The sequence below is a fragment of the Vibrio aquaticus genome (assembly GCF_003970385.1).
GTDB classification, from domain to species: Bacteria; Pseudomonadota; Gammaproteobacteria; order Enterobacterales; family Vibrionaceae; genus Vibrio; species Vibrio aquaticus.
The window spans coordinates 234,787-257,748 of the sequence record NZ_RXZH01000001.1; the positions used below are offsets into that span (position 1 = coordinate 234,787).

The 22,962-nt window shown below is 44.8% G+C and carries 17 protein-coding genes; 8 read left to right on the plus strand and 9 right to left on the minus strand.

Annotation, left to right across the window (positions count from 1 at the left end):
* Positions 1-256: 256 nt before the first annotated feature.
* Complete coding sequence (locus EJ063_RS00970) at positions 257-2,698, minus strand: ABC transporter permease (protein ID WP_126572138.1); 2,442 nt, start codon at positions 2,696-2,698, stop codon at positions 257-259.
* Positions 2,698-3,372: an ABC transporter ATP-binding protein gene (locus EJ063_RS00975; RefSeq protein WP_126572139.1), complete on the minus strand. Its 675-nt coding sequence runs from the start codon at positions 3,370-3,372 to the stop codon at positions 2,698-2,700. Before EJ063_RS00975 ends, EJ063_RS00970 begins: the two co-directional genes overlap by 1 nt.
* Here EJ063_RS00975 and EJ063_RS00980 point away from each other — a divergent pair.
* The 4 genes from EJ063_RS00980 (at position 3,371) to EJ063_RS00995 (ending at position 9,119) form a co-directional block, all read left to right on the plus strand.
* Positions 3,371-3,970, plus strand: coding sequence for a GDSL-type esterase/lipase family protein (locus EJ063_RS00980; protein WP_126572140.1), 600 nt, complete (start codon positions 3,371-3,373; stop codon positions 3,968-3,970). The genes EJ063_RS00975 and EJ063_RS00980 overlap by 2 nt on opposite strands.
* Positions 3,971-4,060: 90 nt before the next feature.
* On the plus strand, positions 4,061-5,245 hold the full coding sequence (gene fabV, locus EJ063_RS00985) for an enoyl-ACP reductase FabV (protein WP_126572141.1): 1,185 nt from the start codon (positions 4,061-4,063) through the stop codon (positions 5,243-5,245).
* Between the two features lie 222 nt (positions 5,246-5,467).
* Positions 5,468-7,378 (plus strand): bifunctional diguanylate cyclase/phosphodiesterase, encoded by a 1,911-nt coding sequence (locus EJ063_RS00990; protein WP_126572142.1) that lies wholly within the window; start codon positions 5,468-5,470, stop codon positions 7,376-7,378.
* 85 nt (positions 7,379-7,463) lie between these two features.
* Entirely contained in the window at positions 7,464-9,119 is a 1,656-nt protein-coding gene (locus EJ063_RS00995; RefSeq protein WP_126572143.1) for an ABC-ATPase domain-containing protein, read from the plus strand.
* A gap of 86 nt (positions 9,120-9,205) precedes the next feature.
* On the opposite strand, the gene EJ063_RS01000 is transcribed toward EJ063_RS00995, so the two are convergent.
* From EJ063_RS01000 to helD, 4 genes are all read right to left on the minus strand, one after another.
* Positions 9,206-9,823, minus strand: a complete 618-nt coding sequence (locus tag EJ063_RS01000) for a DNA-J related domain-containing protein (protein WP_126572144.1) — start codon at positions 9,821-9,823, stop codon at positions 9,206-9,208.
* A 126-nt stretch (positions 9,824-9,949) separates the two neighbouring features.
* Positions 9,950-10,789, minus strand: a complete 840-nt coding sequence (locus tag EJ063_RS01005; RefSeq protein ID WP_126572145.1) for an isopenicillin N synthase family dioxygenase — start codon at positions 10,787-10,789, stop codon at positions 9,950-9,952.
* Positions 10,790-10,954: 165 nt separating this feature from the next.
* Positions 10,955-11,275 carry a divalent-cation tolerance protein CutA gene (cutA, locus tag EJ063_RS01010; protein ID WP_126572146.1) on the minus strand — a complete coding sequence of 107 codons (321 nt, stop codon included), beginning with the start codon at positions 11,273-11,275 and terminating at the stop codon, positions 10,955-10,957.
* 13 nt (positions 11,276-11,288) lie between these two features.
* Positions 11,289-13,355, minus strand: a complete 2,067-nt coding sequence (helD, locus tag EJ063_RS01015) for a DNA helicase IV (protein WP_126572147.1) — start codon at positions 13,353-13,355, stop codon at positions 11,289-11,291.
* 294 nt (positions 13,356-13,649) lie between these two features.
* Here helD and yccS point away from each other — a divergent pair, with 294 nt between their 5' ends.
* The 4 genes from yccS (at position 13,650) to EJ063_RS01030 (ending at position 17,903) form a co-directional block, all read left to right on the plus strand.
* Positions 13,650-15,815, plus strand: a complete 2,166-nt coding sequence (gene yccS, locus EJ063_RS01020) for a YccS family putative transporter (RefSeq protein WP_126572148.1) — start codon at positions 13,650-13,652, stop codon at positions 15,813-15,815.
* Positions 15,816-16,033: 218 nt separating this feature from the next.
* Positions 16,034-16,195 (plus strand): hypothetical protein, encoded by a 162-nt coding sequence (locus EJ063_RS20960; protein WP_167469854.1) that lies wholly within the window; start codon positions 16,034-16,036, stop codon positions 16,193-16,195.
* A gap of 56 nt (positions 16,196-16,251) precedes the next feature.
* Entirely contained in the window at positions 16,252-16,533 is a 282-nt protein-coding gene (locus EJ063_RS01025; RefSeq protein WP_126572149.1) for a hypothetical protein, read from the plus strand.
* 107 nt (positions 16,534-16,640) lie between these two features.
* Complete coding sequence (locus EJ063_RS01030) at positions 16,641-17,903, plus strand: hydroxymethylglutaryl-CoA reductase (RefSeq protein WP_126572150.1); 1,263 nt, start codon at positions 16,641-16,643, stop codon at positions 17,901-17,903.
* A 53-nt stretch (positions 17,904-17,956) separates the two neighbouring features.
* Here EJ063_RS01030 and luxQ read toward each other — a convergent pair whose 3' ends face one another.
* From luxQ to EJ063_RS01045, 3 genes are all read right to left on the minus strand, one after another.
* Positions 17,957-20,515: a quorum-sensing autoinducer 2 sensor kinase/phosphatase LuxQ gene (gene luxQ / locus EJ063_RS01035; RefSeq protein ID WP_126572151.1), complete on the minus strand. Its 2,559-nt coding sequence runs from the start codon at positions 20,513-20,515 to the stop codon at positions 17,957-17,959.
* Positions 20,515-21,612: an autoinducer 2-binding periplasmic protein LuxP gene (locus tag EJ063_RS01040; protein ID WP_126572152.1), complete on the minus strand. Its 1,098-nt coding sequence runs from the start codon at positions 21,610-21,612 to the stop codon at positions 20,515-20,517. The genes luxQ and EJ063_RS01040 overlap by 1 nt, the downstream gene beginning before the upstream one ends.
* A gap of 148 nt (positions 21,613-21,760) precedes the next feature.
* Entirely contained in the window at positions 21,761-22,921 is a 1,161-nt protein-coding gene (locus tag EJ063_RS01045; protein WP_126572153.1) for a conjugal transfer protein TraF, read from the minus strand.
* Positions 22,922-22,962: the final 41 nt, after the last annotated feature.

Below are 22,962 nucleotides of genomic sequence, written 5' to 3' on the forward strand. Positions count from 1 at the left end.
ATTTTACTGATATTCAGTGACGATTAAAATCACATTTTTTGCAAGGGGAATTTGTCCCCTTGTGCCATAAAAAATTTAAAATATTGCTTGACTGATAATTCGATAAGTTCGAAAAAATAACCACTGTGAATAACAAATCTCGCCAAGCGCTTTGGTTATCTTGCTTTGACGCATTTTGAAGTTATCTACAGGCCAAGTTATCCAAAACTTTATCCACTGTTTTTGTGGATAACTGAACTCCTCGGCCTGTTGATTATTAGCTAAACGCTTTATTTATAGGGGTTAGAAGCCGTTTTATTAGACTGTTCACAACTAAAGCAAGTGTGAAAAACGTGCCAGTAGGCAATGTTATCCAAAGCAAGGTATGTAGGGTTGGTTCAAGCTCAAAGCCGAGTACCATAATCGCTCCAACGACAAGTTCAGAGCCAACAATCGCGATAAAACTCGCGACTAACGCCATCAAACCATATTCTGCCCAAATCGTTTGTTGAACGCGCTTCTTGCTTGCTCCTAACGTTCGGTAGAGTTGGATCTCTTCCTGACGTTGACCAAGGCTCAAACGCAACAGCGTAAAGATCAAAAGCAGCCCAGAGAGAACACCAATGGCAGCCAACAGCGTAATTGACCAGACAATCTGAGACAGAAGCGCTTGAATTTTTGCGCCCATGGTACGGATATCCATCAGGCTGACCGTTGGATGCTGTCGCGACAACGCATTCAAGACCTGATCGTTTCGCTCTTCCACTCGAAAACTGACCAAATAGGTCGCAGGAATGTCCTTCAGTACATCTGGTGTAAAAATAAAGTAGAAGTTAGGCTTCATGTCTCGCCATTCAACGGCGCGGATCGAGTTAACGGTCGCCGTCACTTGTTGACTATTAATCACAAAGGAAAGCTCATCACCAAGCTTTAGGCCAAGATCACGGGCGACATCTGACTCAACAGAGACGCCACGTTCACGGCTCCATTCACCATCAATAAACGTATTGTGGGCAGGAACCTTGTCCGCGAAAGTGAAGTTTATTTCACGTCTTAATGCGTCCGTCCCTTCTTCTCCTTTCGCTAATTCTTTCGCGTCTTGTCCATTGATGTTCTGCAATCGGCCACGAATGATTGGGTAAGCCTCAGAGCGGTCGATCTCATTTTTGTCCAATACGTTTAGATAGGCGTCCTTTTCATACGGCGCAATATTAAGAGCAAAGGCGTTAGGCGCATCTGCGGGAAGTGTTGTTTGCCAATCGGTGAGTAAGTCGGTTCTGACTAACCACATAGTCGAGAGCAGCATTAGAGAAAGAGCCAGCGCACCAAATTGAACGCCAGTCGCGGTCATCGAGCGATTGATACGACTTAACGCTAACTTAAACGCCGTACTAAGGGGAATTTTGCTCAAAGCGCGAGTGATTAGTACGCTGAGTCCACCCAACACCAAAAACAGGCTAATGATACCGCCTAATACAATCCAAACTAATTGGTTGTCACGGTACGCAACAAGCATCGGAACGATAGGAACAAGAATAAGTGCATACCGAGCCCATGATCCTTGCCCTTCAGATGTCGGCTGCATAACGTTTACAGCGCTCACATTGGTAAGGTTAATTAAGGGAATCCCCAGTGCTGGGACCGCAATGAGAAAGCTGGTGCTTAACGCTATTAAGGCCGGTTTAATGCCGTAGCTTGGCAGTGGGTTTGGTAGTAGATCAACGAGCGGAATTCGCAGGAGAAATTCAAGACCAATGCCCAACAGAATGCCGAACACCGCTGCAGTGGTCATTAGGATAGCGACTTGGGTTAATAACCATCTCGTGACCCACATTTTGCTCGCGCCAAGGCTCTTAAGCATTGCGATGGTTTTTCTGCGTGTTGCCACGTAATGATGACAAGTCAGAACCAAAGTAGTTGCCGCCATAATCACGACAATCGCAACCGTTAATGAAAGGTACTGTTCGGTTCGCTGAAACACTTCGTTGGTGCGGCTCGCGCTATTCTGATCGCGCCATCGCTCACTTGGCGTCAATTCAACCTGTGATTTCACGTTTTCAATCACATCAAGATCGCCGTTAATAAACACGCTGTAACGCACTCGGCTACCCAGTTGTACCGCTCCAGTCTTATCGAGATCGCTATTATGAATAAACGCAGACGGCATTTGCTGGAAAGGATTAAAACTCAGCCCGGGTTCTTCAACAATCCTACCTGAGACAAGAAAATCCGCATCACCAACAGTGACACTGTCACCAATAGTAACATCGAGCTGATTGAATAAGCGTTCATCGAGCCAAAGCTCACCAGGGTTCACGCGTTCAAACGTTTCTGTGTCGTTGGCAAGTACCATCTCTCCTTGCAGCGGGTAGGTTTCATCCACCGATTTGACCGTAATAAGCTTCATGCCGTTATCGCTAAACGCCATGGTCGCAAAACGAGTCTGGGTTGTACTAATGAGCGCGTTACCATCGAGTAATTGATAAAAATCATCCGCTACTGGATTTGCGGAGATAAATACAGTGTCTGCAGTTAGCGCTTCTTTGCCTTGCTTAACCACAACCTGCTCCATGCGTTCGGCCAACGCAGTAAGCGCAAAGATACAAGCAACAATCAACACCAGAGCTACCGTGACAGGCCAAAGTTGACCCTGTCTAATTTCACTCAAGCTCCATCGAATTAAACGCTTGTTTATATGAGTATTTGACTGAACAGACATTATGCTCCCTCCAACATGCCTGCTTTCATCGTGAAGATACGATCACAACGCTGAGCCAATTTTTGATCGTGTGTGACTAACACTAAGGTGGTCCCGTGCTTTTTATTCAATTCAAAGAGCAGTTCAATGACAGTGGAAGCAGTCTGCTCATCGAGATTGCCGGTCGGCTCATCGGCAAAGAGAATTTGAGGCTCGATCATAAAAGCTCGCGCCAGTGCAACACGCTGTTGTTCCCCACCGGATAGCTGAGATGGAGAATGGTCAATGCGCTTTTCAAGCCCGACAGACGTAAGCAATTCGATTGCTCGCGCTTTGTTCTCAGGTTCACCTTTCAGTAAACATGGCAATGTCACGTTGTCTAATGCGCTCAAGCTAGGGATCAATAGAAAGCTTTGAAAGACAAAACCCACTGACTCACTTCGAATCGCCGCCCTCGCCTCGTCGTCTAATGTGTGTAAAGGCTTTCCAAGCAGGTGAACTTCACCTTGCGTTGGCGTATCTAACCCAGCTAACAGCGTCATTAAAGTCGATTTACCTGCCCCAGAGGTTCCTACAATAGCGACACTTTCGCCCGATTTAATCTCTAGGTTTACCCCTTCAAGGATTGTTAATTGTTCTTGTTTAGTAGAGACTACTTTAGATAATGAATCTGCTTTGATTACGGATGTTTGCATGTTTCGACAACTTTCCTTGCTAGTTTTAATTTTTGTTTTTCACCCGGCTTATAGTAAAAGCTTGATGATATTGGGCGACAGTTTAAGTGCCGGTTATCAAATGTCTATTGAAGACGCATGGCCGACTCTGCTACCGGAGCAACTTAATGATAAAGGCCATTCGCTGAATGTTATCAATGCCAGTATCTCGGGTGATACCACTGGCAATGGGTTAGCCCGCTTGCCTAACCTTCTTACGCAACACAATCCAAATTATGTCATGATCGAGTTAGGTGCAAATGATGGCCTGCGTGGTTTTCCGCCCGCACTCATAGAGAACAATTTAACACAAATGATTGCGCTTATTAGAGAATCTGGTGCAACTCCGTTATTAATGCAGATCCACGTACTGCCTAATTATGGTAAGCGCTACACCGAAGCCTTCTCATCCATTTACCCCTCGGTTTCATCGGCACAACAAACACCGCTGCTGCCGTTTTTCCTCGAAGGGGTAATCACAACGCCCGGTTGGATGATGGACGATGGACTCCATCCTAAGCCAGATGCTCAGCCGTGGATTGCTAACTTCGTTGCAGAGCAACTAATTAATCATCTCTAATTGCCCTAGCTCAATAAACTTTACATAGCTTTACGCTACCTTTGATCCTATTCGAATATGCTTATTAAGCGATTGATTAAAGGATTAAGTATGATTATTGAACCCGTCATTGATGGTGTCGTTGCTCGCACCGCTCATCCATTAGGTTGTAAAGAAGCGGTACGTCAACAGATTGAATACGTTCAATCGTCATCTCCGATCATTAACGGCCCGAAACGCGTGTTAATTATTGGAGGTTCATCAGGCTTTGGTCTTGCCTCTCGCATTGCGTTAACCTTCGGCGGTGCAAACGCAGACACCATTAGTGTCTCTTATGAAAAAGGACCTTCAGAGAAAGGGGTTGGTACGGCTGGCTTCTATAACAATCATTACTTTAAAGAGTACGCTCACCAAGCAGGACGTACTGCCATCAACATCCAAGGTGATGCATTCAGTCCAGAAGTAAAGAATGACGTTGTTGAAGCGATCGAGACTTACTTTGAGGGCGAAGTCGACTTTATTATTTACAGTGTTGCGAGCGGTCTAAGAAGGCAAGACGATAAAATCTGGCGCTCTGTCATCAAACCTATAGGTCAGTCGGTTTCTGGGGCAACCTTGATGCTCGACAATGATCAATGGCAAGACACTGAACTCACGCCCGCCTCTGATGAAGAGATCGAGGCTACGGTCAAAATCATGGGCGGTGATGATTGGGAATCCTGGATTGATGCCTTGATCAACTCCGAATCCATAGCCAACGGCTGCCAAACCATTGCCTTTTCATATATTGGGCCAGAGGTCACTCACCCAATCTATCTAGAAGGAACACTCGGAGTTGCCAAAGCAGACCTTCATCAAACCAGTCACGCACTTAACTTAAAACTTGCCAACTTTGACGGTGGCGCTTACACAACGGTCTGTAAAGCACTGGTAACAAAAGCCAGCGCCTACATTCCCGGCTTTAGTCCTTACCTAACAGCGCTGTATAAAGTGATGAAGCAGAAAGGCACTCATGAAGGGTGTATTGAGCAGATGCAACGCCTATTTACCACTAAGCTCTACAACGTTGAACATGTTCCTGTCGACAATGAACGGCTTATCCGTATCGATGACTTAGAGCTCGATGCTGACACACAGCAACAAGTCACCGAATTGCTCGCGCAACTCAACTCAAATAACTTTTCAGAATTTTCTGATTATCAAGGCTTCAAACAAGAGTTTCTCGCGCTGAATGGGTTCGGTTTCGATAGCGTAAATTATCAATCCCCCATCGATATTGACATGTTTATAAAATAAAGATAATTGATTTAAAAGAATGTCTCAATATTGAAACACCCAGCCAATCCTTAGCCCCTAAGTCACTATTAGGGGTTTTTTTTATCATTTTGCTCATGCATTCTTATAGATATTACAACGATGTTCGGCCGTTGCCTGCCTAAAGGCAATACTACCGACTACTATTAAGATAATAGGAGCACGGAATGCTCTTGACTATCCTAATGCCTACAGGGAATTTGTATGTCTAAATTGAATACAAACAATATGCTGATACCTGAAGAATTAGCTTCCGGCTGGCAAGAAATTGTGAACCTTTTGGCGGAGATTATTTCCGTCCCTGCTGCTCTGATCATGCGAGTCCACAAAGACCATATTGAGGTTTTTTCTGCCAATAATAATTGCTCTCACCCCTATCACATTGGTGACAGTGAGAAGCTTGGCCAAGGTCTCTACTGCGAAACCGTGATTAATGAAAATCGCCAACTTCTTGTCCCGAATGCGGAAGAAGATGAGAAGTGGTGTAACAACCCTGATATGAAGTTTGGTTTAGTCGCTTATTGTGGACTGCCATTATGTTGGCCAAACGGTGCACCCTTTGGGACTATCTGCGTACTTGATGATCAGAAAAATGAATTTCAAACCACGTACCAACGACTGCTTGCAACGTTCAAGGATTCGATTGAAGCGCAGTTGAAAACCATCTATCAAAACTATCACTTACAGCAGCTTAATTTGGAGTTAGAGTCCCGCGTCAACACGCGTACTCAAGATCTGGTTGACCTTAACTATTCGCTCAACCAAGAGATTGACAAACGCCGCGCTGCCGAGCGAACCATTCGCTATCAACAGCTTCATGATCTTGGTACTGGCTTTTTGAATCGTTCAGCACTAGAGCACCATACGAGCGCTTTACTGAACAACTTATCCGAACACAAAAATCACAAAGTGGGTGTACTGCATATTGGCTTTACCAACGGGCGCCGCATTCAAGCCAAACATGGATACTCGATGTGGGAAAACATCCTGGTTGAATTTAAGCAGCGGTTACTCTCTCATGCGAATTTTGAACTGATTACTGCACGGCCGAGATCAAGCGATTTAGTGTTTGTTTTCGAAAGTCATCAATTGGATGAAGACATCAACCTACTTTGCCGTGAATTGGTCGAAGTGAGCCAGTCTGAGTTCTATGTTGATGGTGAGCATCTTCATTTACACAGTTACATTGGTATCGCGAGTTCCGACGATACCCAATGCCCGAACACACTGATTAAGTTCGCGGCAGAGGCGATGCAAGCATGTAAAGATTCTGGTCATAAATTCAGTTTTCATAGCCAAGATATTTCAGATACGCAAAAGAACATTAACCAACTTGAAAGTTATCTACTGCAAGCCGTTCGAAATGATGATCTTCTACTCTACTTTCAACCTAAGGTCTCTCCTATCACTCACAAATGGGTGGGGGCTGAAGCTCTAATCCGTTGGCGTCACCCAATTTTAGGTGATATATCCAACGAAACGCTGATCCACTTAGCAGAGCAAAATGGTCTTATCTTTGAAGTGGGTAGCTTCGTTCTGCGCTCGGCGATTCAAAAAGCAGCGGAATGGAAGCATAAAGTTGATGACTTTAAGGTCAGCATCAACGTATCGGCGGTGCAATTGCAAAGTCCGCAGTTCAGTTCACAAGTTCAAGATCTGCTTGAGTCTTACCAGTTGCCTGGTTCATACATTGAGTTGGAGATCACTGAGAGTGGCTTGATTGCTGATGAGGTCATCGCGCGTAGCACATTAAATGCATTGAGCAATCTAGGCGTGACATTGTCACTTGATGATTTCGGTACTGGCTATGCCTCGTTTGATTACCTCAAGAAGTTTCCATTTGACGCGATTAAGGTCGATAAAAGTTTTGTACAAAACCTTAACCATAGTGATGAAGACAAAGAGATCGTTCGCTCTATTATCAGTATCGCCAAAAAGCTTGATTTAGAAGTGACCATTGAAGGGATTGAGAACGAACAACATGAAGCCTTTATCCTGCATGAAGAATGCGATGTTGGCCAAGGCTATTTGTATGGCAAACCCATGCCTTGTGATGAATTTGAAACCAGTTTGATCAATCAAAACTACACGCAAGCGAAATATTTATATTCCTAACGGCGCAACATCAGTTATGCCTTTACTCTCAGGCGAGTGATTCCTATAATCCTCGCCTTTCCTGTCTCTAAACAACGGATTCAATATGGATCAGCTTACCGCAACTCTCAAAAAAATCGAAAAGCAGAACTACCGCGCATACCAGCAAATTAAAGGCGAGTATGACTTTAGTGACTACACCCTCTATATCGATTATGTTCAAGGTGATCCTTACGCGTCAGCCTCTCGCCTTCGCGCGGTGCGACCTTGGTCTGTGACTGGTCTTGCTTGGCTTCGTGACACATCTCCCGCTTATCAAGTTGCTGCCCGCGATTTTATTGCGCGTAGCTTTTCAGCGTTTGCGAAACAGGAACAAAGCATCGATATCGCTCTGACAGGACAGACTATTTTAGACAGCACTGCCGTGTTGTTCACAGAGCAAGGTATTGAACTGCGTTTTCGAATGAACTTACCTGCCGATGGTCGCTCTGTGCTGGGCAAAAAAGCAGATAATATTCTTACGTTCCATATGCCGAAATTTATCCGCAAAGCGACATTAGAACGTGAATTAGATATTGATGCTTTAATTAAGCACTGCCAAGTGGTTGAAGACCAAGCTGCCATGCGAGAGCAACTGGAAGAAAAAGGCTTACTTGCGTTTGTCGGCAACGGCTCGATTCTTCCTCGAATCGCTGGTAACTGTGACTTGCCAATGAAAGACGCCGTTGAATTTAACGCCCCAGACTCTTTGAAAGTAACCCTATCAACGCCCAACCAAGGCGACATCGAAGGCTTAGGGATTCCAAAAGGGATCACTCTCATTGTTGGTGGTGGCTTCCACGGTAAATCGACGCTTCTTAATGCTATTGAACGTTCGATCTATAACCATATTCCTGGAGATGGCCGAGAGTGGATTGTCAGCCAGGAAGAAGCGATGAAGATCCGAGCAGAAGACGGCCGTTGTGTGCACAACTTGAATCTGTCTAACTACATCAACCATTTACCTATGGGTAAAAACACCGGAGATTTCTCGACACAAGATGCTTCAGGTTCAACGTCACAAGCGGCTTGGTTACAAGAATCTATTGAGGCTGGTGCGCAAAGTATCTTAATTGATGAGGATACCTCAGCGACTAACTTCATGATCCGTGACGAGCGTATGCAAGCTCTTGTCGCTAAAGGTGATGAACCAATCACTCCACTGGTTGATCGTATCGGTCAATTAAGAGATGAAATGGGTATTTCGACTCTCATTGTTATGGGTGGTTCGGGTGACTACCTAGATGTCGCAGACACTGTTATTCAGATGCACGATTACCAGGCGGTTGATGTAACAGAAAAAGCAAAACAGGTGATTGCGCAGCATCCTAGCCAACGTTGCAATGAAAGCGAGAGTGCACTTGAAACGTTCCGCCCTCGTCCACTGAACTGCAGCTCGTTACAAAAGATCCTCGCTGAAGGTAAATTCCGCATCTCGGCAAAAGGCAAAGATTCACTGCGTTTCGGCAAGGAATTCGCAGACTTGTCAGCACTTGAACAGATCGAGTCTAGCAGTGAACTTCATGCCATTGGTTGGCTATGGTTCCAACTGGCGCAGCTGCCAAACTGGTGTAACAACCCTGCAAAACAGGTTGCTACTCAGCTTGCAAGTGATTGGTCAAGCATGATGCCAGCTCACGGTGACTTAGCGAAGCCTCGAACGCTAGATGTTATGGCTGCTCTAAATAGAATGCGCAAGTCTCAGTTTAAGTCATCAAACTGATCAACTAGCAAGACAAGGTCTCTAACACAACAAAAGCGCTAATATCAGCGCTTTTGTTTTATCTATCTTCGTATAAGTCTGGCAAATTAGTGTCTGAGTACATGCCACGCTTCACACAGCACGCGGAATTGTTCACTGTTACCAGACTCTCTATCTGGGTGCCATTTAAGTGCTAACTTACGCCAAGTTTTTCGAATCTCTGCTGGCGTTGCATCCGGTGAAAGCTTAAACAGGCTAAGGGCTTTAGCCCGGTCCATATCTTTGCCATTTGTGCTGCCAACAAACTCACGATAGCGTGTCCAAAACTCGTTAAGTAGACGCTTCACTTCCCCTTCTTCGGCTTCGTAATTATGCCACTGGGTATAGTAATCTCTTAAAGGATCTTGATGATCGACCTCATGCCCGGCCACTTGATGAGACGGCATTAAGATAATATCCATCGCTTCCACTTGAAGCCAGTTGTCTGGGTAGAGGGTTTCTTGAAGCTGATACAACGCGTTCATCATAAGGAAGTTGCGTTTGAAAAGGTCTTTCTCTGGAGAGGCATCAAGCACAGGCATAAACCCAAGTTCAGTCAGGTGAGATGCCAGGGTATGCACCTTCCAACCACTCGGTTTCTTCTTTAACACTTCTAGAATCGGCCAAAGTAGCGGGTTTTCTATATACTGCTGAAACTGCGCCGTGAGTTCATGTTGCTCGTTCATAAGCCTTACTCTTTTTCTTTTTAATTAATGCCATATTTGGGCTTTTGTCGAGTGCGGAATGAACCAAATGTAGAGTCGCACAAAAAAAGAGCCGGATTAACCGACTCTTTTCTCACTGTTCGAGGCTTAGATTACGCCCAGCTCACGCAGACGTTCCATTAGGTAACTGTCAGCAGTGTGACGCTCAGAAAGCACCACTTCAGGCTTAGGGTGTAAGAAAAGTGGTAGTGAAATACGTGATTGCTCTTGGCGTTCGCCCGTTGGGTTAATCACACGGTGAGTCGTTGATGGGAAGTAACCACCAGACGCTTCTTGAAGCATGTCACCGATGTTGATAATCAGGTTACCAAAGTCACATGGAACGTCTAGCCACTCACCTTCTTTGCTTAGTACTTGAAGGCCAGGCTCATTCGCTGCAGGAAGCACAGTTAATAGGTTAATGTCTTCATGAGCTGCCGCACGAATAGCGCCAGGTTCTTCGTCACCCGTCATTGGTGGGTAGTGAAGAATACGAAGTAACGTTTTTTGGCTGCCATTGATCATCTCTGACAATGCAATAGAGAACTTTTCTTGTACTTCTACTGGAGCATGAGCTTCAACCCAACCTAGCAGCTCTTCTGCAAACGCGTTTGCACGGTCGTAGTAATCTAGGATCTGCTCTTTCAGCTCCTCTGGGATCTGACCCCAAGGGTAAACATGAAAGTATTCTTTGATGTCTTTTACTGTGTGGCCTTTCGCGACTTCTGACACGTTCGGCGGAAAGTAACCGTCTTGAGTTTCAACGTTAAAGTGGAACTCTTCTTTTCGTTCAGACGTGAAGAATTTGTACCAATTGTCGTAAATTGATTCAACAAGCTCTTTCGGGATTGGGTGGTTCTTTAACACACCGAAACCGGTTTCTCTTAAAGAAGTGACAAATTGCTCTGCAGCATTATCCGCTAAATAATCGACAGTCTCTAATTTCATGACTTTACTTTCTAATAGTTATGTATGTGAACATGCGATTCTAATTGTGACAATTTGGTAAAGCAAACGATACGCTTCGGCGGTGTATCGTTTGCATGAAGAGTGTGCAAGCTGGCTAAGTTTCAACAGTTTTGGTAACTAACTTAGCTTAGTGATACTGAGGTTTCAGCAACGGGTGTTCTGTTCTATCCAAGCTAAGTAGGGGTTGAAGCCCTCGACAAAAGGAACTTGGACCACTTGAGGCGTTTCATAGCTGTGGCTCTCAACAATGACCTGTTCAAGCTCTGCATAACAGGCTTTTTTGGTTTTCATGATCAACAAGGTTTCTTGCTCTTGGCAAACTTGCCCTTTCCATACGTAATGACTTTCGATAGGCATGGTTTGAACACAAGCGGCTAACCCTTTCGTTAGGACCTGCTCGATGATAGCTTGGCGATTTTCGTTGTTATCCGTTGTAGTAAGTACAATGCAATATTGTCCGCTCATGGCATCCTCTTCGTTATTTTTGTACGGCTACTGGGTACGATTCGTTAACAAGCTCGTGGACAAAGCTCGACCCTGCTCCGGTATGTGCGATCCAGACTTTTCGCTTGGCTCTAGTTAAAGCGACATAGAACAGTCTGCGTTCTTCAGCGTAAGCAAAGTCGTCACTCGATTTCGTTAGCGCATCGCTAAGGTGGAGCGCTTTTACTCTGGCTGGGAACTGACCTTCATCAACCGATAACAAAATCACGAAATCGGCCTCTTTGCCTTTGCTTGAATGGCACGTCATAAACTCTATATTGAGTGAGCGATAGCTGTTTTTCCAATCACTAAGCAGTTCCGGCTTGTGGTAATGATTACGGCCTAACAACAGCACCGTTTGAAGAGATTTCGCCGCGCGGTTGAGCTGATCAAGTACCTTCTCTACATTAGCACTCGGGATAAGAGTCACTGCTTTCGATTTTTGTTCTTTATGACTATTTAGTGCTTTTGGAAGCTGAGCCGGATTCTGTTGAACAAATCGGTTTGCTACTTCACCAATCATATTGTTGAAGCGATACGTGGTATCCAAGTAGTGAACCGTCGAATGTGGGAAGCGTTCAGCAAAGCCTGTGGTTAGATCCACATCTGAACCGGCAAATTGATAAATAGACTGCCAATCATCACCGACAGCAAACAACACACAGCTGTCCTGCTTACTTTGATGACACAGCGCCTCAATTAACTCTAAGCGCTGTGGCGAAATATCTTGGTATTCATCAATCATAATAAATCGCCAAGGCGCGGTGAACTTTCCGCTTTTCACATATTGAGTTGCCTTGGAAATCATCAAGTTGAAATCAATATGCCCTTGCTCTTTCAGCTGTTGTTGCCACGCTTGGTAGCATGGCCACACTAACGCTAATTCGCTGTTTAAACGGGTATAATCCGGGCTCTCAACCAAATTTTGCTGTAAATCTTTTTTGCTTAGCCCCATGGTCGCGAGTTGCGACACTTGTTTTTCAAGCCAGGCGATCAATTTAGGATCTTCGACATGGCTACCGAGCTCTTCATCCCCTTTAAGATAAGCGATTGGCCATTTAGACAAGTGTTTCTGCCAACGTTTAAAGTTAGTTGGGGTCATCCAGTGTTTCTTTAACCAATCGATGCACCAATGATGACGCTGATTATCATCCGACACTAAAGGAGAGATAGTCGCTCTTTGCCCTTCGACTTGATTGAGGATATAAAGGCCGAGCTGATGGAAGGTATTCACACGCACATCATCAGTTGCACTGCCAATTTTATCACTGAGGCGTTGTTTCATTTCTGCAGCGGCATCTTTACCAAACGCCAGCATCAGAATGTCATTGGCTTGAGCGATATGACTCTGCAGTAAATACGCAACACGAGCCGTCAGTACGCTGGTTTTTCCTGAGCCAGCCCCTGCTAATACCAAGTTATGATCATCATTGAGTAAGACCGCGCGTTTCTGGCTGAGATTAAGAGGAGACGATTCAATTTGCGAGAACAGCACTTGCCAATTCTCTAACTCATTGGCCATCCATTCTTCATTGCGCTCTTTAAGTTGAGTGCCAGTTTCCGTGATCCAGGGCTCAATGACTTCCATTCGCTTAGGCATGCGAAGCGTGGCATCTTCAAGGCTCATTTCCATCACTTGAATATCGTTCAATAAGGAGTCTCGCCACTGTTCGGTTACCGAATGAGTCAAAAATGAAGGTTGCAGTTGAATGCGATGTAAGCTCTCTTCCCATTTAGGCAGGTATTCTAAAAGCTGCACGCATTGCTTTTTATGCCACTGTTGATACGTGGCAACAGCATATCGAGCAAACTCTCGGCACTTTTCTTGAGGCAGGCCTTGCACAAGCCATGCTTGCTCTGAATCTTGATCCGCGTGAGCGTAAAAGAGCAAGCTTCCCCAAAACAAGCCATTTTTTACCTGAACTCGACCACTCCAAACGTTAAAAGGAATGGTTTCTTGGCTGGTTTCTGAATTTAAGATCAGTGAGTCTTGAGCGATCTCTATTTGGTTGTATTCACGTTGAATGAAAAACTGTGCAGTCTTGTTTGCTGTTAGCTGCATGATTGATAAGCCTTAATGTTCCCTTGTCGGCATAATAACCCAATTGATTTTACTTTTGACATATTAAAGCAAAAACCATTGCTTGATATCGCATAGACGACTATTTTTCAGGCACTCAAACGGTGAATTTATTGAATGAGCAGCGACTCTTGTCTCGCTTCGCATTTTTTATCGGAGTCAAGGGTAGGAATGAGTGAAATATAAACAAACAGACCTATATCTTTATTTGGATCAGCGCGTTACGATAAGCATAACGGTACATTGCTGTCACTCTTGGGTTAAAAGTAATTTGAAGTGAATTTTTACAGTCAGCTCCGCCACTATTGGGCGAATAAAACCATCAACTACAGCCTGCTTATCTTAGTGACCCTTTTAGGGGTCGTGATTCCTGCATGGTATTTACAGCTTAACTCGCTGATCATTCCTTTAATCCTTGGTGTCATAGCCGCGGCATTGGCTGAAAGTGACGACAGCTTCACGGGGCGGTTAAAAGCTCAGCTACTGACACTGGTCTGTTTTGCGATTGCGTCATTTTCTATCGAGTTACTCTTCAATACGCCTTGGCTATTTGCCTTAGGCTTATTTACTTCTACCTTCGGTTTCATCATGCTAGGGGCGATTGGCCCACGTTACGCCAGCATTGCATTTGGTTCATTGCTTATTGCGATATACGCGATGTTAGGCGCCCATGAAAGTACTAATATCTGGTTCCAACCTTTAATGTTGCTTACCGGTGCCGCATGGTACTACCTCGTCTCGATGATTTGGCACGCCTTCTGGCCGATGCAACCTGTTCAGCAAAGTTTGGCTAATGTCTTTTTGCAACTTGCCAACTACTTTGATTCTAAGAGTCAGCTTTTTCATCCTGTGACCGGTATGCAGCCTCAACCCTACCGAATTGCAGAAGCCAAACTCAACGCCTCGACGGTTAACGCCTTAAACTCGTGCAAAGCAACGTTTTTAAGCCGCTCTAAGCGTGGTCACGTTGACGGCGCCAGTGACCGTTTTCTTAACCTTTATTTCTTAGCGCAAGATATCCATGAACGTATCAGTTCGACCCACTATCGATACCAAGAGCTAGCGGATCACTTTGAACGTTCAGATGTGATGTTCCGCTTTAAATACTTGATGGAGACACAAGCCCGGTCTTGTCGCGATATTGCTCAAGCCATCTTACTGGGTAAAGAGTATCAACATAACGATGACTCGATCATTGCATTGGATGAACTGCAAAACTCTCTTAACTATCTAGAGTCGCAAAAACAACCTCATTGGCGTCTGCTTCTGAGTCAATTAGGCTATCTGTTTAATAATCTTGCAACGGTAGAAAAGCAGCTTAATAACGTCAATAACCCAGACACGAATAAGCTTGAAGAAGGTGTATTAGATGACACTGACGCGCACTCCATAAAGGCCATGTGGCTACGCGTGCGTTCTAACTTTTCTAAGGACTCAATGCTGTTTCGTCATGCGGTGAGAATGTCTATCGCCTTGACCCTTGGTTACGGCTTTATCCAACTATTTGAAATCGAACGAGGCTATTGGATTCTACTGACGACCCTGTTTGTCTGCCAGCCCAACTACAGCGCGACTCGTCAAAAACTGGTCGCGCGTGTCGTAGGCACCTTTGCTGGCTTATTAATTGGTGTCCCGTTGTTAACCTTCTTTCCTTCACAGGAAAGCCAGTTAGTCTTTATTGTTGTGTCTGGGGTGGCCTTCTTTGCATTCCGGCTTGCGAATTATGGTTACGCGACGGGTTTTATCACTGTGTTAGTCCTGTTCTGCTTTAATCAGCTCGGCGAAGGCTATGCCGTTGTGTTGCCAAGATTAGCCGATACGCTAGTGGGTTGTGCGTTGGCGGTCGCTGCTGTTGCATTGATTCTGCCTGATTGGCAATCCAAACGCCTGCACAAAGTCATGGCGGATGCGATTGAGTCAAACAAGAACTACCTTGCTCAAATTATCGGTCAGTATCGAATCGGTAAGAAAGACAGCCTCAGCTACCGTATTTCACGCCGCAGCGCTCACAACCAAGATGCCACTCTGACTAATGCAATCAGCACCATGTTAGCCGAACCAGGTCGCTATCAATCTGCGGTGGATGAAAGCTACCGCTTCTTAACATTAAATCATGCACTGCTCAGTTATATCTCTGCGCTTGGTGCTCACCGTACGCAAATCGCCGATGAGGCCACACACAAGCTGATTCTTGATGCGCATAGAGTGATCCACCAGCACCTTGATATTCTATTCGCTCAATTGAACCAACACAGTGACAGCTGTGATACCAGCCATATTAATGATGAAGCGCTAGAACAACGCCTATCAGAGTGGCGTGATGAAGACGATAGTTCAGTTCGCATGGTTCTACAGCAGCTCCACCTTATTTATCGGATGCTGCCAGAACTCCACTCTCTTGCCAGTAAATTCGCTGTGCGAGTGGATCACTCCCCTCAATAACTCCATTGTTTCTCCTAAGTAGCAGCCAGATAAATCATATTTGGCTGCTCAATTTCACCTGTCGCCACTTATTACGCCTTCACCGACTCTTTACATTGCCTGACATTACTCGGACAAAATTTGTACTGTATTCCATAAAATTTAAGTCAGATAAATCTTACCGATGTGCGAATGTTTACCTTCGACGTCAGTCAGGCCAGTTTCATGTAGGGGGTCCTATGAGTCAGCAACAGTTTGAAGCAATGAGAGCTCAGATCAAAAAGCTCACACCACAGCAACTGCGCATGCTAAAAGGCGCAATCAATAATGAATTAGAGGGTGAGAACCAATCTCTAGTGACTAATGAAGAGTTACAGCTTATCTCAAGTCTGTTTGCATAGTCGAAACTTGCTCAACCGCTTTCCTACGATTAAGCTATAAGTAAGCGGAGGTGTATATGTCAGTCTCATCAGTTCAGCCAGGCTATCAGATTATTGATATGTCATCGAAGATGGCCGAAGAAGCTGCGCTTGAAATCCAACAGAGTCAACGTGAACTTTCTATCCCGAAAGACAACAGTTACGACTTCAACAAAGTTGAATTCAACTTTGAACCCTCACCTTCTCAAATCGAATCCCTGACCAAGCTCAATACTTCTAATCAATACTCGCGTATTGGAACCAACGTTATGCAGCGCGATCAAGAGATGATCGGGTCGTTACTAGACATTCATGTTTAGCGTGTATTCAAGCTTTCCCTATCTAAATTGTAGCAATCCATTAAACAGTCGTTGTGTTCCAACCGCTATACGTTAGAATGCAGACAAATTTATCGCTTTAAGTCCTAATGCCGAAACTTAATCTTTCTCATCGAAATACAACACCATTTCTAGAACCAGACGACTGCCCTTCCCAATTAGAACAAAAGCTCAGCTCTCAGCACCAGCGTCCACAAGTTAGATTGACGCCGAGTCCTTATATCTCAGATAAAGCATTAGCGAAACGTTGGGATAAACTATCAACGCTCACCGATAAATCGGTCTTGCTAGACCCTCAGACTCAAGACAATGCCGAACTTTATAATAAAAACATCGAGCATTTTATTGGCACGGTCAAACTTCCTGTTGGTGTCGCTGGCCCTATGCGAGTGAACGGCATACACGCCAATGATGACTATTTAGTGCCTCTGGCAACAACAGAAGCAGCTTTGGTTGCCTCTTACAATCGTGGTTCACAGTTGATTACCGCCGCCGGTGGAGCCAGTGCTATGCTGCTCAACGAAGGCGTCACTCGTACTCCGGTCTTTTTGTTTGATTCTCTGATTGATGCGGGGCAATTCGTTGCTTGGATCGTCACACAGTTTGAACACTTCAAACGCATCGCTGAGTCGACCACTTCTCACGGAAAGCTCAACGATATCAATGTCAACATTGAAGGCAACCACGTCTATCTCGTTTTTGAGTATCAGACAGGTGACGCATCAGGCCAAAACATGGTCACGATCGCCACTAATGAAGTGTTCCATTTTATTTTGGATAACTCCCCTTATACGCCAGTCGAAGCGTTTCTTGATGGCAACTTGTCAGGCGATAAAAAAGCCAATAGCCATACGCTCCGTCATGTACGTGGTAAAAAAGTCACGGCAGAAGTACACATTAGCCGTGAACTCGTTGAAAAGTACCTTCACACTACACCTGAAAAGATGGCGCGTTTTGGTCAAGTGACCACCACTGGCGCGGCATTGAGTGGCAGTATTGGTGTTAACGCTCATTACGCCAATGCGCTCGCAGCTCTGTATATTGCGTGCGGTCAAGATGCAGCATGTGTGTCTGAGTCTGCTATTGGTATTACCCGTATGGAAGTTAATCCATCAGGTGGTCTATACGCCAGTGTCACACTGCCCAATTTAATGGTTGGCACCGTTGGTGGTGGGACTGGTTTGCCTTCTCAGAAAGCATGTTTAGAGCTCATGAATCTTTATGGCAATGGCAAAGCAAAGGCGTTAGCTGAAGTCGCTGCGGTACTGTGTTTAGCGGGTGAGCTTTCAATTGTTGGCGCTTTCTGTGCAGGACACTTTTCTCGAGCGCATCAAAAGCTCGCACGTGACTAAATGTACGTTAATCTGAAACACAAAGGGCTGTCTCATGACAGCCCTTTCTTATTCTAACCAAGCTCAAATAAGTGGTAGTAATTCTTCTTGTAATGAATAAACGCCTTATTGAGTGCAATCTCTCTGATTGGCTTCACAATCACATAGTTCGCCCCTGCCCTTAGGAACGAGTGTTTTGTTTCTTGCATACCATCTGCCGTACACGCATAGATAGGCGTTTGTAGACAAAGATCTTTACGAATGATACTGGTGGTTTCGATACCGCCTAAACTTGGCAGTTGGTTATCCATTAAAATCAACGCGATATCATTGTCTTTTTTCAGAAACTCAATCGCATTGATGCCATCTTTGACCCAAGTAACTTTCATCCCATATTTTTCACAAAACGCTTTTGCGATAAATGCATTGGTATGGTTGTCTTCGACTAGCAATACGTGGATCTGACTATCAAACAGTTTTGAAGGCTCTTCAATCAGCCCCTGCTTTTCAGGCTTAAAGGCTTTGTCGAGTCGGATTTGAATCGGCAATATCACCTTAAAACAGGTTCCTTGACCTACGTGGCTTTCAAGCTCGATATCACCATCCATTATGGAGACTAAGCTGCGGACAATCGCTAACCCTAAACCACTGCCTCCATATTCGCGCGTGGTGGTTGATTCAGCCTGTACAAACGGTTCGAAAATGTCTTTCAGTTTTTCTTCCGCTATACCAATACCAGTGTCTCGTACTTCAATGCTAAGATAACTCATCTCTTCTCGAGTGAAAGAATCAATCAACATTTCTACCGAACCATGATGAGTGAACTTGACCGCATTGCTCACTAAGTTAAATAAGATCTGATTCAAACGCACTTGGTCACTGAACACCCACGCGTCAATACCCACTCGGTTGGTGACTTGCAAGCCAACGTGCTTACTTTCACCAAGTGGTGTAAAGATCTTCTCTACTGCATTGGCGAGCTCCACCACTCTAAAGGCGGATTTCTCGATATGGAATTTTCCGTGTTCGATCTTCGAAAAATCCAAGATATCGTTGAGTACCGCCAACAAATGTTCGCCACTGTGACAAAGCACTTCCATATGTTCAATATCTTGCGGGCTTTCCATCTTATCTTTTAATAGCTGAGACACACCCAAGATACCGTTCAACGGCGTTCGTAACTCGTGGCTCATTTTGGCTAAGAAATCGGCACGTAAACGCGCGGACTCTTCCGCTTCTTCACGCGCCGCTTCACTCTGCTTCTCTGCCTCGATAAAACTCGTAATATCCTGGCCTTGGGCCATAATTTGCACGGCTTCTCCATCATTAATGATCGGCGACAGATTCCAGCGAAACGTCTTATTGGCAATGGTCGTGTTAATACCAGTCAGTGTGGCCCCTTTGGCACACATCTTAATATGCGGCTGCAAACTTTCGATTAACGCTTGTTGCGAATCTGAACTTTTAAAACTTCGCTCAGCTGAAGGGTTAAAGCGCGATAGACGGCCGTTAATGTCCCATAACGTGATTGGTGAGAGCGAGAAGTTAAACAGGTCAGCAAATTGTTTCTCTTGTTCATTTAGTCGCTTAAAGGAACGTTGGAACGAATTACCAATTTGATGAAATTCTTCGATGGTCGAGCCCGAAAAATCACGGACCTTTTGTTCTTGAATTGACGTGTCCGTATAGCTCATTAAGCTCCTAAGCTCTTTTGATACACGTTTTCCAAGCCAAATACGGGTGTACAGTGCAATACAGAGGATGAGTAAACTTGCGACCGCAATCCATACATAGTGGCTCTGTACAAAGCGAACCACATGCTGGTTATCTTGAATGGTATAAACCGATAAGAAAGTAGGAATACTGTTGATCACTAGATCGGTCCGAGACACCATATAGCGACTGGCATTCAATGACTTCGATGATTGCTCTAACCATTCGATATGTTGAATCCCTTCATCTTTAGTGCTGGCCGCAATCACTTGAGAGCCAACCGCCAAGAGTATCTCATCTGCGTTACCTCCTTGTGTTATAGCGTTGACCAAAGAGAAGTTATTATTCAGTACTACACCAATGAAAAGAAAGCCCACAACTTCACCGGTATAGAGGTTGATGATCGCGGTACGGCGCATCATTAGATAACGCATGCCCATGCTTGATGGGGTTTGCGCGATATGCCAATCATTACCGCTAACCATATCTCCGCTAAGGTGGAGGATCTGTTTGTCAGAGATACCATAGAAAGGAAAATTCGCATCATCCCATGCGATCCTGCCATCTCGGTAGATAAAACGAAAATCGGGTGCAAAGTCAGGGGAAACCTGGTCGATACCGTTAAAGAAACGGTCTAACGCTGAGCTATCGCTACTCATCAATCCTTCAAGCAGTACCCTATTTCGACTATAGCTGTCTTGTTGAATCTCTAACGATTTTACTCTGAGGTTGAAGATTTCCTGAACCAAGCTTTGGGTTTGTTGTTTTGTTCGGGCCACTTCTTGTGACACCACCTCTCTATTCACTTGATAGTTTTGCAGTACCATCACAATGATCAGTACTCCGATTACCAAGAAAATAGAGTTGGTCAATATTGTTGCTAGCCGGCTCTTAGTGCCTTGTGAGAACCAATACCGCATTACAGATCAGAATACCTAAACGCACGCTGTTTCAGCTTTTCAAGCTTCTCTGCACTATCTTCACTGGTCACGAGTTCAAAGTCACCGGAATAAACATTCGGCACATCGCGCCCTTCGATATCCCATTTAATCGCTTCCGCCATCGCTATGCCCGTATCATCATTCATTCTCATTGCCGTCAGATCTAGCTTTTTGTTGGCAATAGCTTCAAGCTCGGCTGTTCCCCCGCCCCAACCATTGAGCATAATGTCTCCACGCTCAAGTTCGTTCAACGCATCGGCCGCACCAAGGGCAACGTCCGTCGAGCAGGCATAAATAAATTTCAGGTCAGGGTCTTTCTTGATGGCGGTTTTCGCTGCGTTGTATCCCGATTCGCGTGTTGCCTTTGTATAGAACGAAGAAGAGAGCTTGTAATTGTCATGATGACTCATTTCTTCGATGAACGTATCACCACGAGCATCACTCACATAGCCTTCAGAAAAATAGAGCACCGAATAGCGGCTGTCTGACTCTAATTTCTCTTTGTAGTAGGATTCGATGATACGCGTGCCCTTGATATGATCAAAGCCAACATACATGAATGGCTGCTGTTGAGCCCACGCTCTTACAGGTGTGGTGATATTTTGTAAAATCAGCTTGGTATCCGTTGAGCTCAATACATGCTCAATGAATTTTCTATGGCGTGTCGTGTCGAGCGTGAAAATTAAATAATCGGAGTTATTTTGTACCGCTTCAAGCAACGACAAGCTTTGCTGGCGTACATCGACATTAGGGCGAGTAAATACTTGGTTGATTTCATAATTGATGCCGAGCTTTTCTAGGCGATACTCAAACGCTTTAATGTTTCGAATCCAATAGTCAGAGATTTGTTGTCCGGGGTACACAACGGAAATCGTCACTGGCTCCTTTTGACCAATAGCCAGTGGGGTCGGATAACCACGTACTACCTCAGTCAACTCTTGGGTAAGCTGTTTTTGCTTAGGGTGAGCTTCTAAATATTCATCGTATTGCCAATAACCATTGAGCACTTGGGTCGTGTGTGCCATTGACGTTGCTGAATATAAAGCGAAGATAGATAAAGGTAACAATTTAGACATGCAGCATTCTCTTTTGATCAACCATACCAACTTGTATTTATTATATTTAAGCCTTGTATAATTTGATTTATAAATACAAAGCTGAGGTAAGGCTTTTGAGCCTCAAGCCATTCATTTACCTCAGCTTTTCTATTATGCCGAAACCTATCTAGAACGTAAAAGCCAAATTGCCTGAAAGTCCAAATTGATTGTCTCCAGCATAACTGCCGGCAAAATCTAGGCTGACCAAATCGCCAGGGCTGATACCAATACCGGCAGTAAACGAGTCATCTAACGTATCTTCGAGATCCATCTCATAACCCGCTCTCAACTGCGCCCAACCAAACGCATTTCCCTCAACCCCGAGCCTTAAATACTGAGTATCATCATTGAGGTCCGTAAAACGTTCTTGCTTGGTCAAATCAAAATCAACGGTTGCGACGAAATACTCCATCGCATAAGAGCCAGAAATCACAACTTGTGTATCCAGTTTATACGTGCTTTTACCGCTGCCGACATCCAAGGTTTCAATCTCTTTTGAGAATAGGTCTTTCACCACAATGCCAACACGATAAAATTCATGTAACCACGCGGCCCCCAAGTCCATGTTGAACGCGTTCTTGTTGGTTTCACTTTCATCGTAATCACTAATATCGAAATCTTCGACAGAAAGGTTCTGCTTGTAGGTTCTCAGTTGTTGATACTTAGGCGTCACACCAAATGACACATCGTGCCCTTTTATATCCATGCGTTTTGCCAAGGCGACACCAAACTCTGAGTATCCAAACGCAATCATGTCGACTTCTGAGTTCTCATATCGGGTTTGCACATCGCCTACGGCATTACCATTGTTTGGCGCTATTGCTGTCGTTGCGACCACTTCGGCGTAGCCTCTGGTGAAGACATTAACGGAGAGTGTATTAATCGGAAAGGCAACTGCAATACCCACCCCGCCAGTAACGGCTAAGGGTTTGTCATCTGAAAGTTGAGTTAGGTAATTGTTGAGTTCGGTGGCAATGGCTGGATCATTACTGCCGCTGTTTTCGAACGCAGTGATGGTATCTTGAAGATCATCAATGGTTTGGAGTGACTCGTCTGTGTCTCTTGCCGTCAAACCTATTGCAGGTACGAGAATGCCAAACGAGTCACTGTCGCGATGGACCGCCGTTAGCGCTGGATTATAAAAAGGAGCAAGTAAGTAGTCTGCACTAGTGACGCCAGTGTTACCCATACCATTACCGCGGCCATCCGCAATCACGCTTGCACCAAGACAAGTCGATGAAAAGCCTATCAAGCCAGCCACTACTGACAATTTAGTTATTTTATTCATAATGTTATTAACCTTCCGTAGAGATTTATCCCTTCATTATC

Excerpts from the sequence above, each read along its gene's own strand:
- EJ063_RS01045 (WP_126572153.1), bottom strand. The coding sequence starts at position 22,921 with ATGAATAAAATAACTAAATTGTCAGTAGTGGCTGGCTTGATAGGCTTT.
- EJ063_RS00975 (WP_126572139.1), bottom strand. The coding sequence starts at position 3,372 with ATGCAAACATCCGTAATCAAAGCAGATTCATTATCTAAAGTAGTCTCT.
- EJ063_RS01000 (WP_126572144.1), bottom strand. The coding sequence starts at position 9,823 with ATGAACGAGCAACATGAACTCACGGCGCAGTTTCAGCAGTATATAGAA.
- EJ063_RS00980 (WP_126572140.1), top strand. The coding sequence starts at position 3,371 with ATGTTTCGACAACTTTCCTTGCTAGTTTTAATTTTTGTTTTTCACCCG.
- helD (WP_126572147.1), bottom strand. The coding sequence starts at position 13,355 with ATGCAGCTAACAGCAAACAAGACTGCACAGTTTTTCATTCAACGTGAA.
- EJ063_RS01025 (WP_126572149.1), top strand. The coding sequence starts at position 16,252 with ATGTCAGTCTCATCAGTTCAGCCAGGCTATCAGATTATTGATATGTCA.
- EJ063_RS00970 (WP_126572138.1), bottom strand. The coding sequence starts at position 2,698 with ATGTCTGTTCAGTCAAATACTCATATAAACAAGCGTTTAATTCGATGG.
- EJ063_RS01040 (WP_126572152.1), bottom strand. The coding sequence starts at position 21,612 with ATGTCTAAATTGTTACCTTTATCTATCTTCGCTTTATATTCAGCAACG.
- EJ063_RS00990 (WP_126572142.1), top strand. The coding sequence starts at position 5,468 with ATGTCTAAATTGAATACAAACAATATGCTGATACCTGAAGAATTAGCT.
- fabV (WP_126572141.1), top strand. The coding sequence starts at position 4,061 with ATGATTATTGAACCCGTCATTGATGGTGTCGTTGCTCGCACCGCTCAT.
- cutA (WP_126572146.1), bottom strand. The coding sequence starts at position 11,275 with ATGAGCGGACAATATTGCATTGTACTTACTACAACGGATAACAACGAA.
- EJ063_RS00995 (WP_126572143.1), top strand. The coding sequence starts at position 7,464 with ATGGATCAGCTTACCGCAACTCTCAAAAAAATCGAAAAGCAGAACTAC.
- EJ063_RS01030 (WP_126572150.1), top strand. The coding sequence starts at position 16,641 with ATGCCGAAACTTAATCTTTCTCATCGAAATACAACACCATTTCTAGAA.
- EJ063_RS01005 (WP_126572145.1), bottom strand. The coding sequence starts at position 10,789 with ATGAAATTAGAGACTGTCGATTATTTAGCGGATAATGCTGCAGAGCAA.
- luxQ (WP_126572151.1), bottom strand. The coding sequence starts at position 20,515 with ATGCGGTATTGGTTCTCACAAGGCACTAAGAGCCGGCTAGCAACAATA.
- EJ063_RS20960 (WP_167469854.1), top strand. The coding sequence starts at position 16,034 with ATGAGTCAGCAACAGTTTGAAGCAATGAGAGCTCAGATCAAAAAGCTC.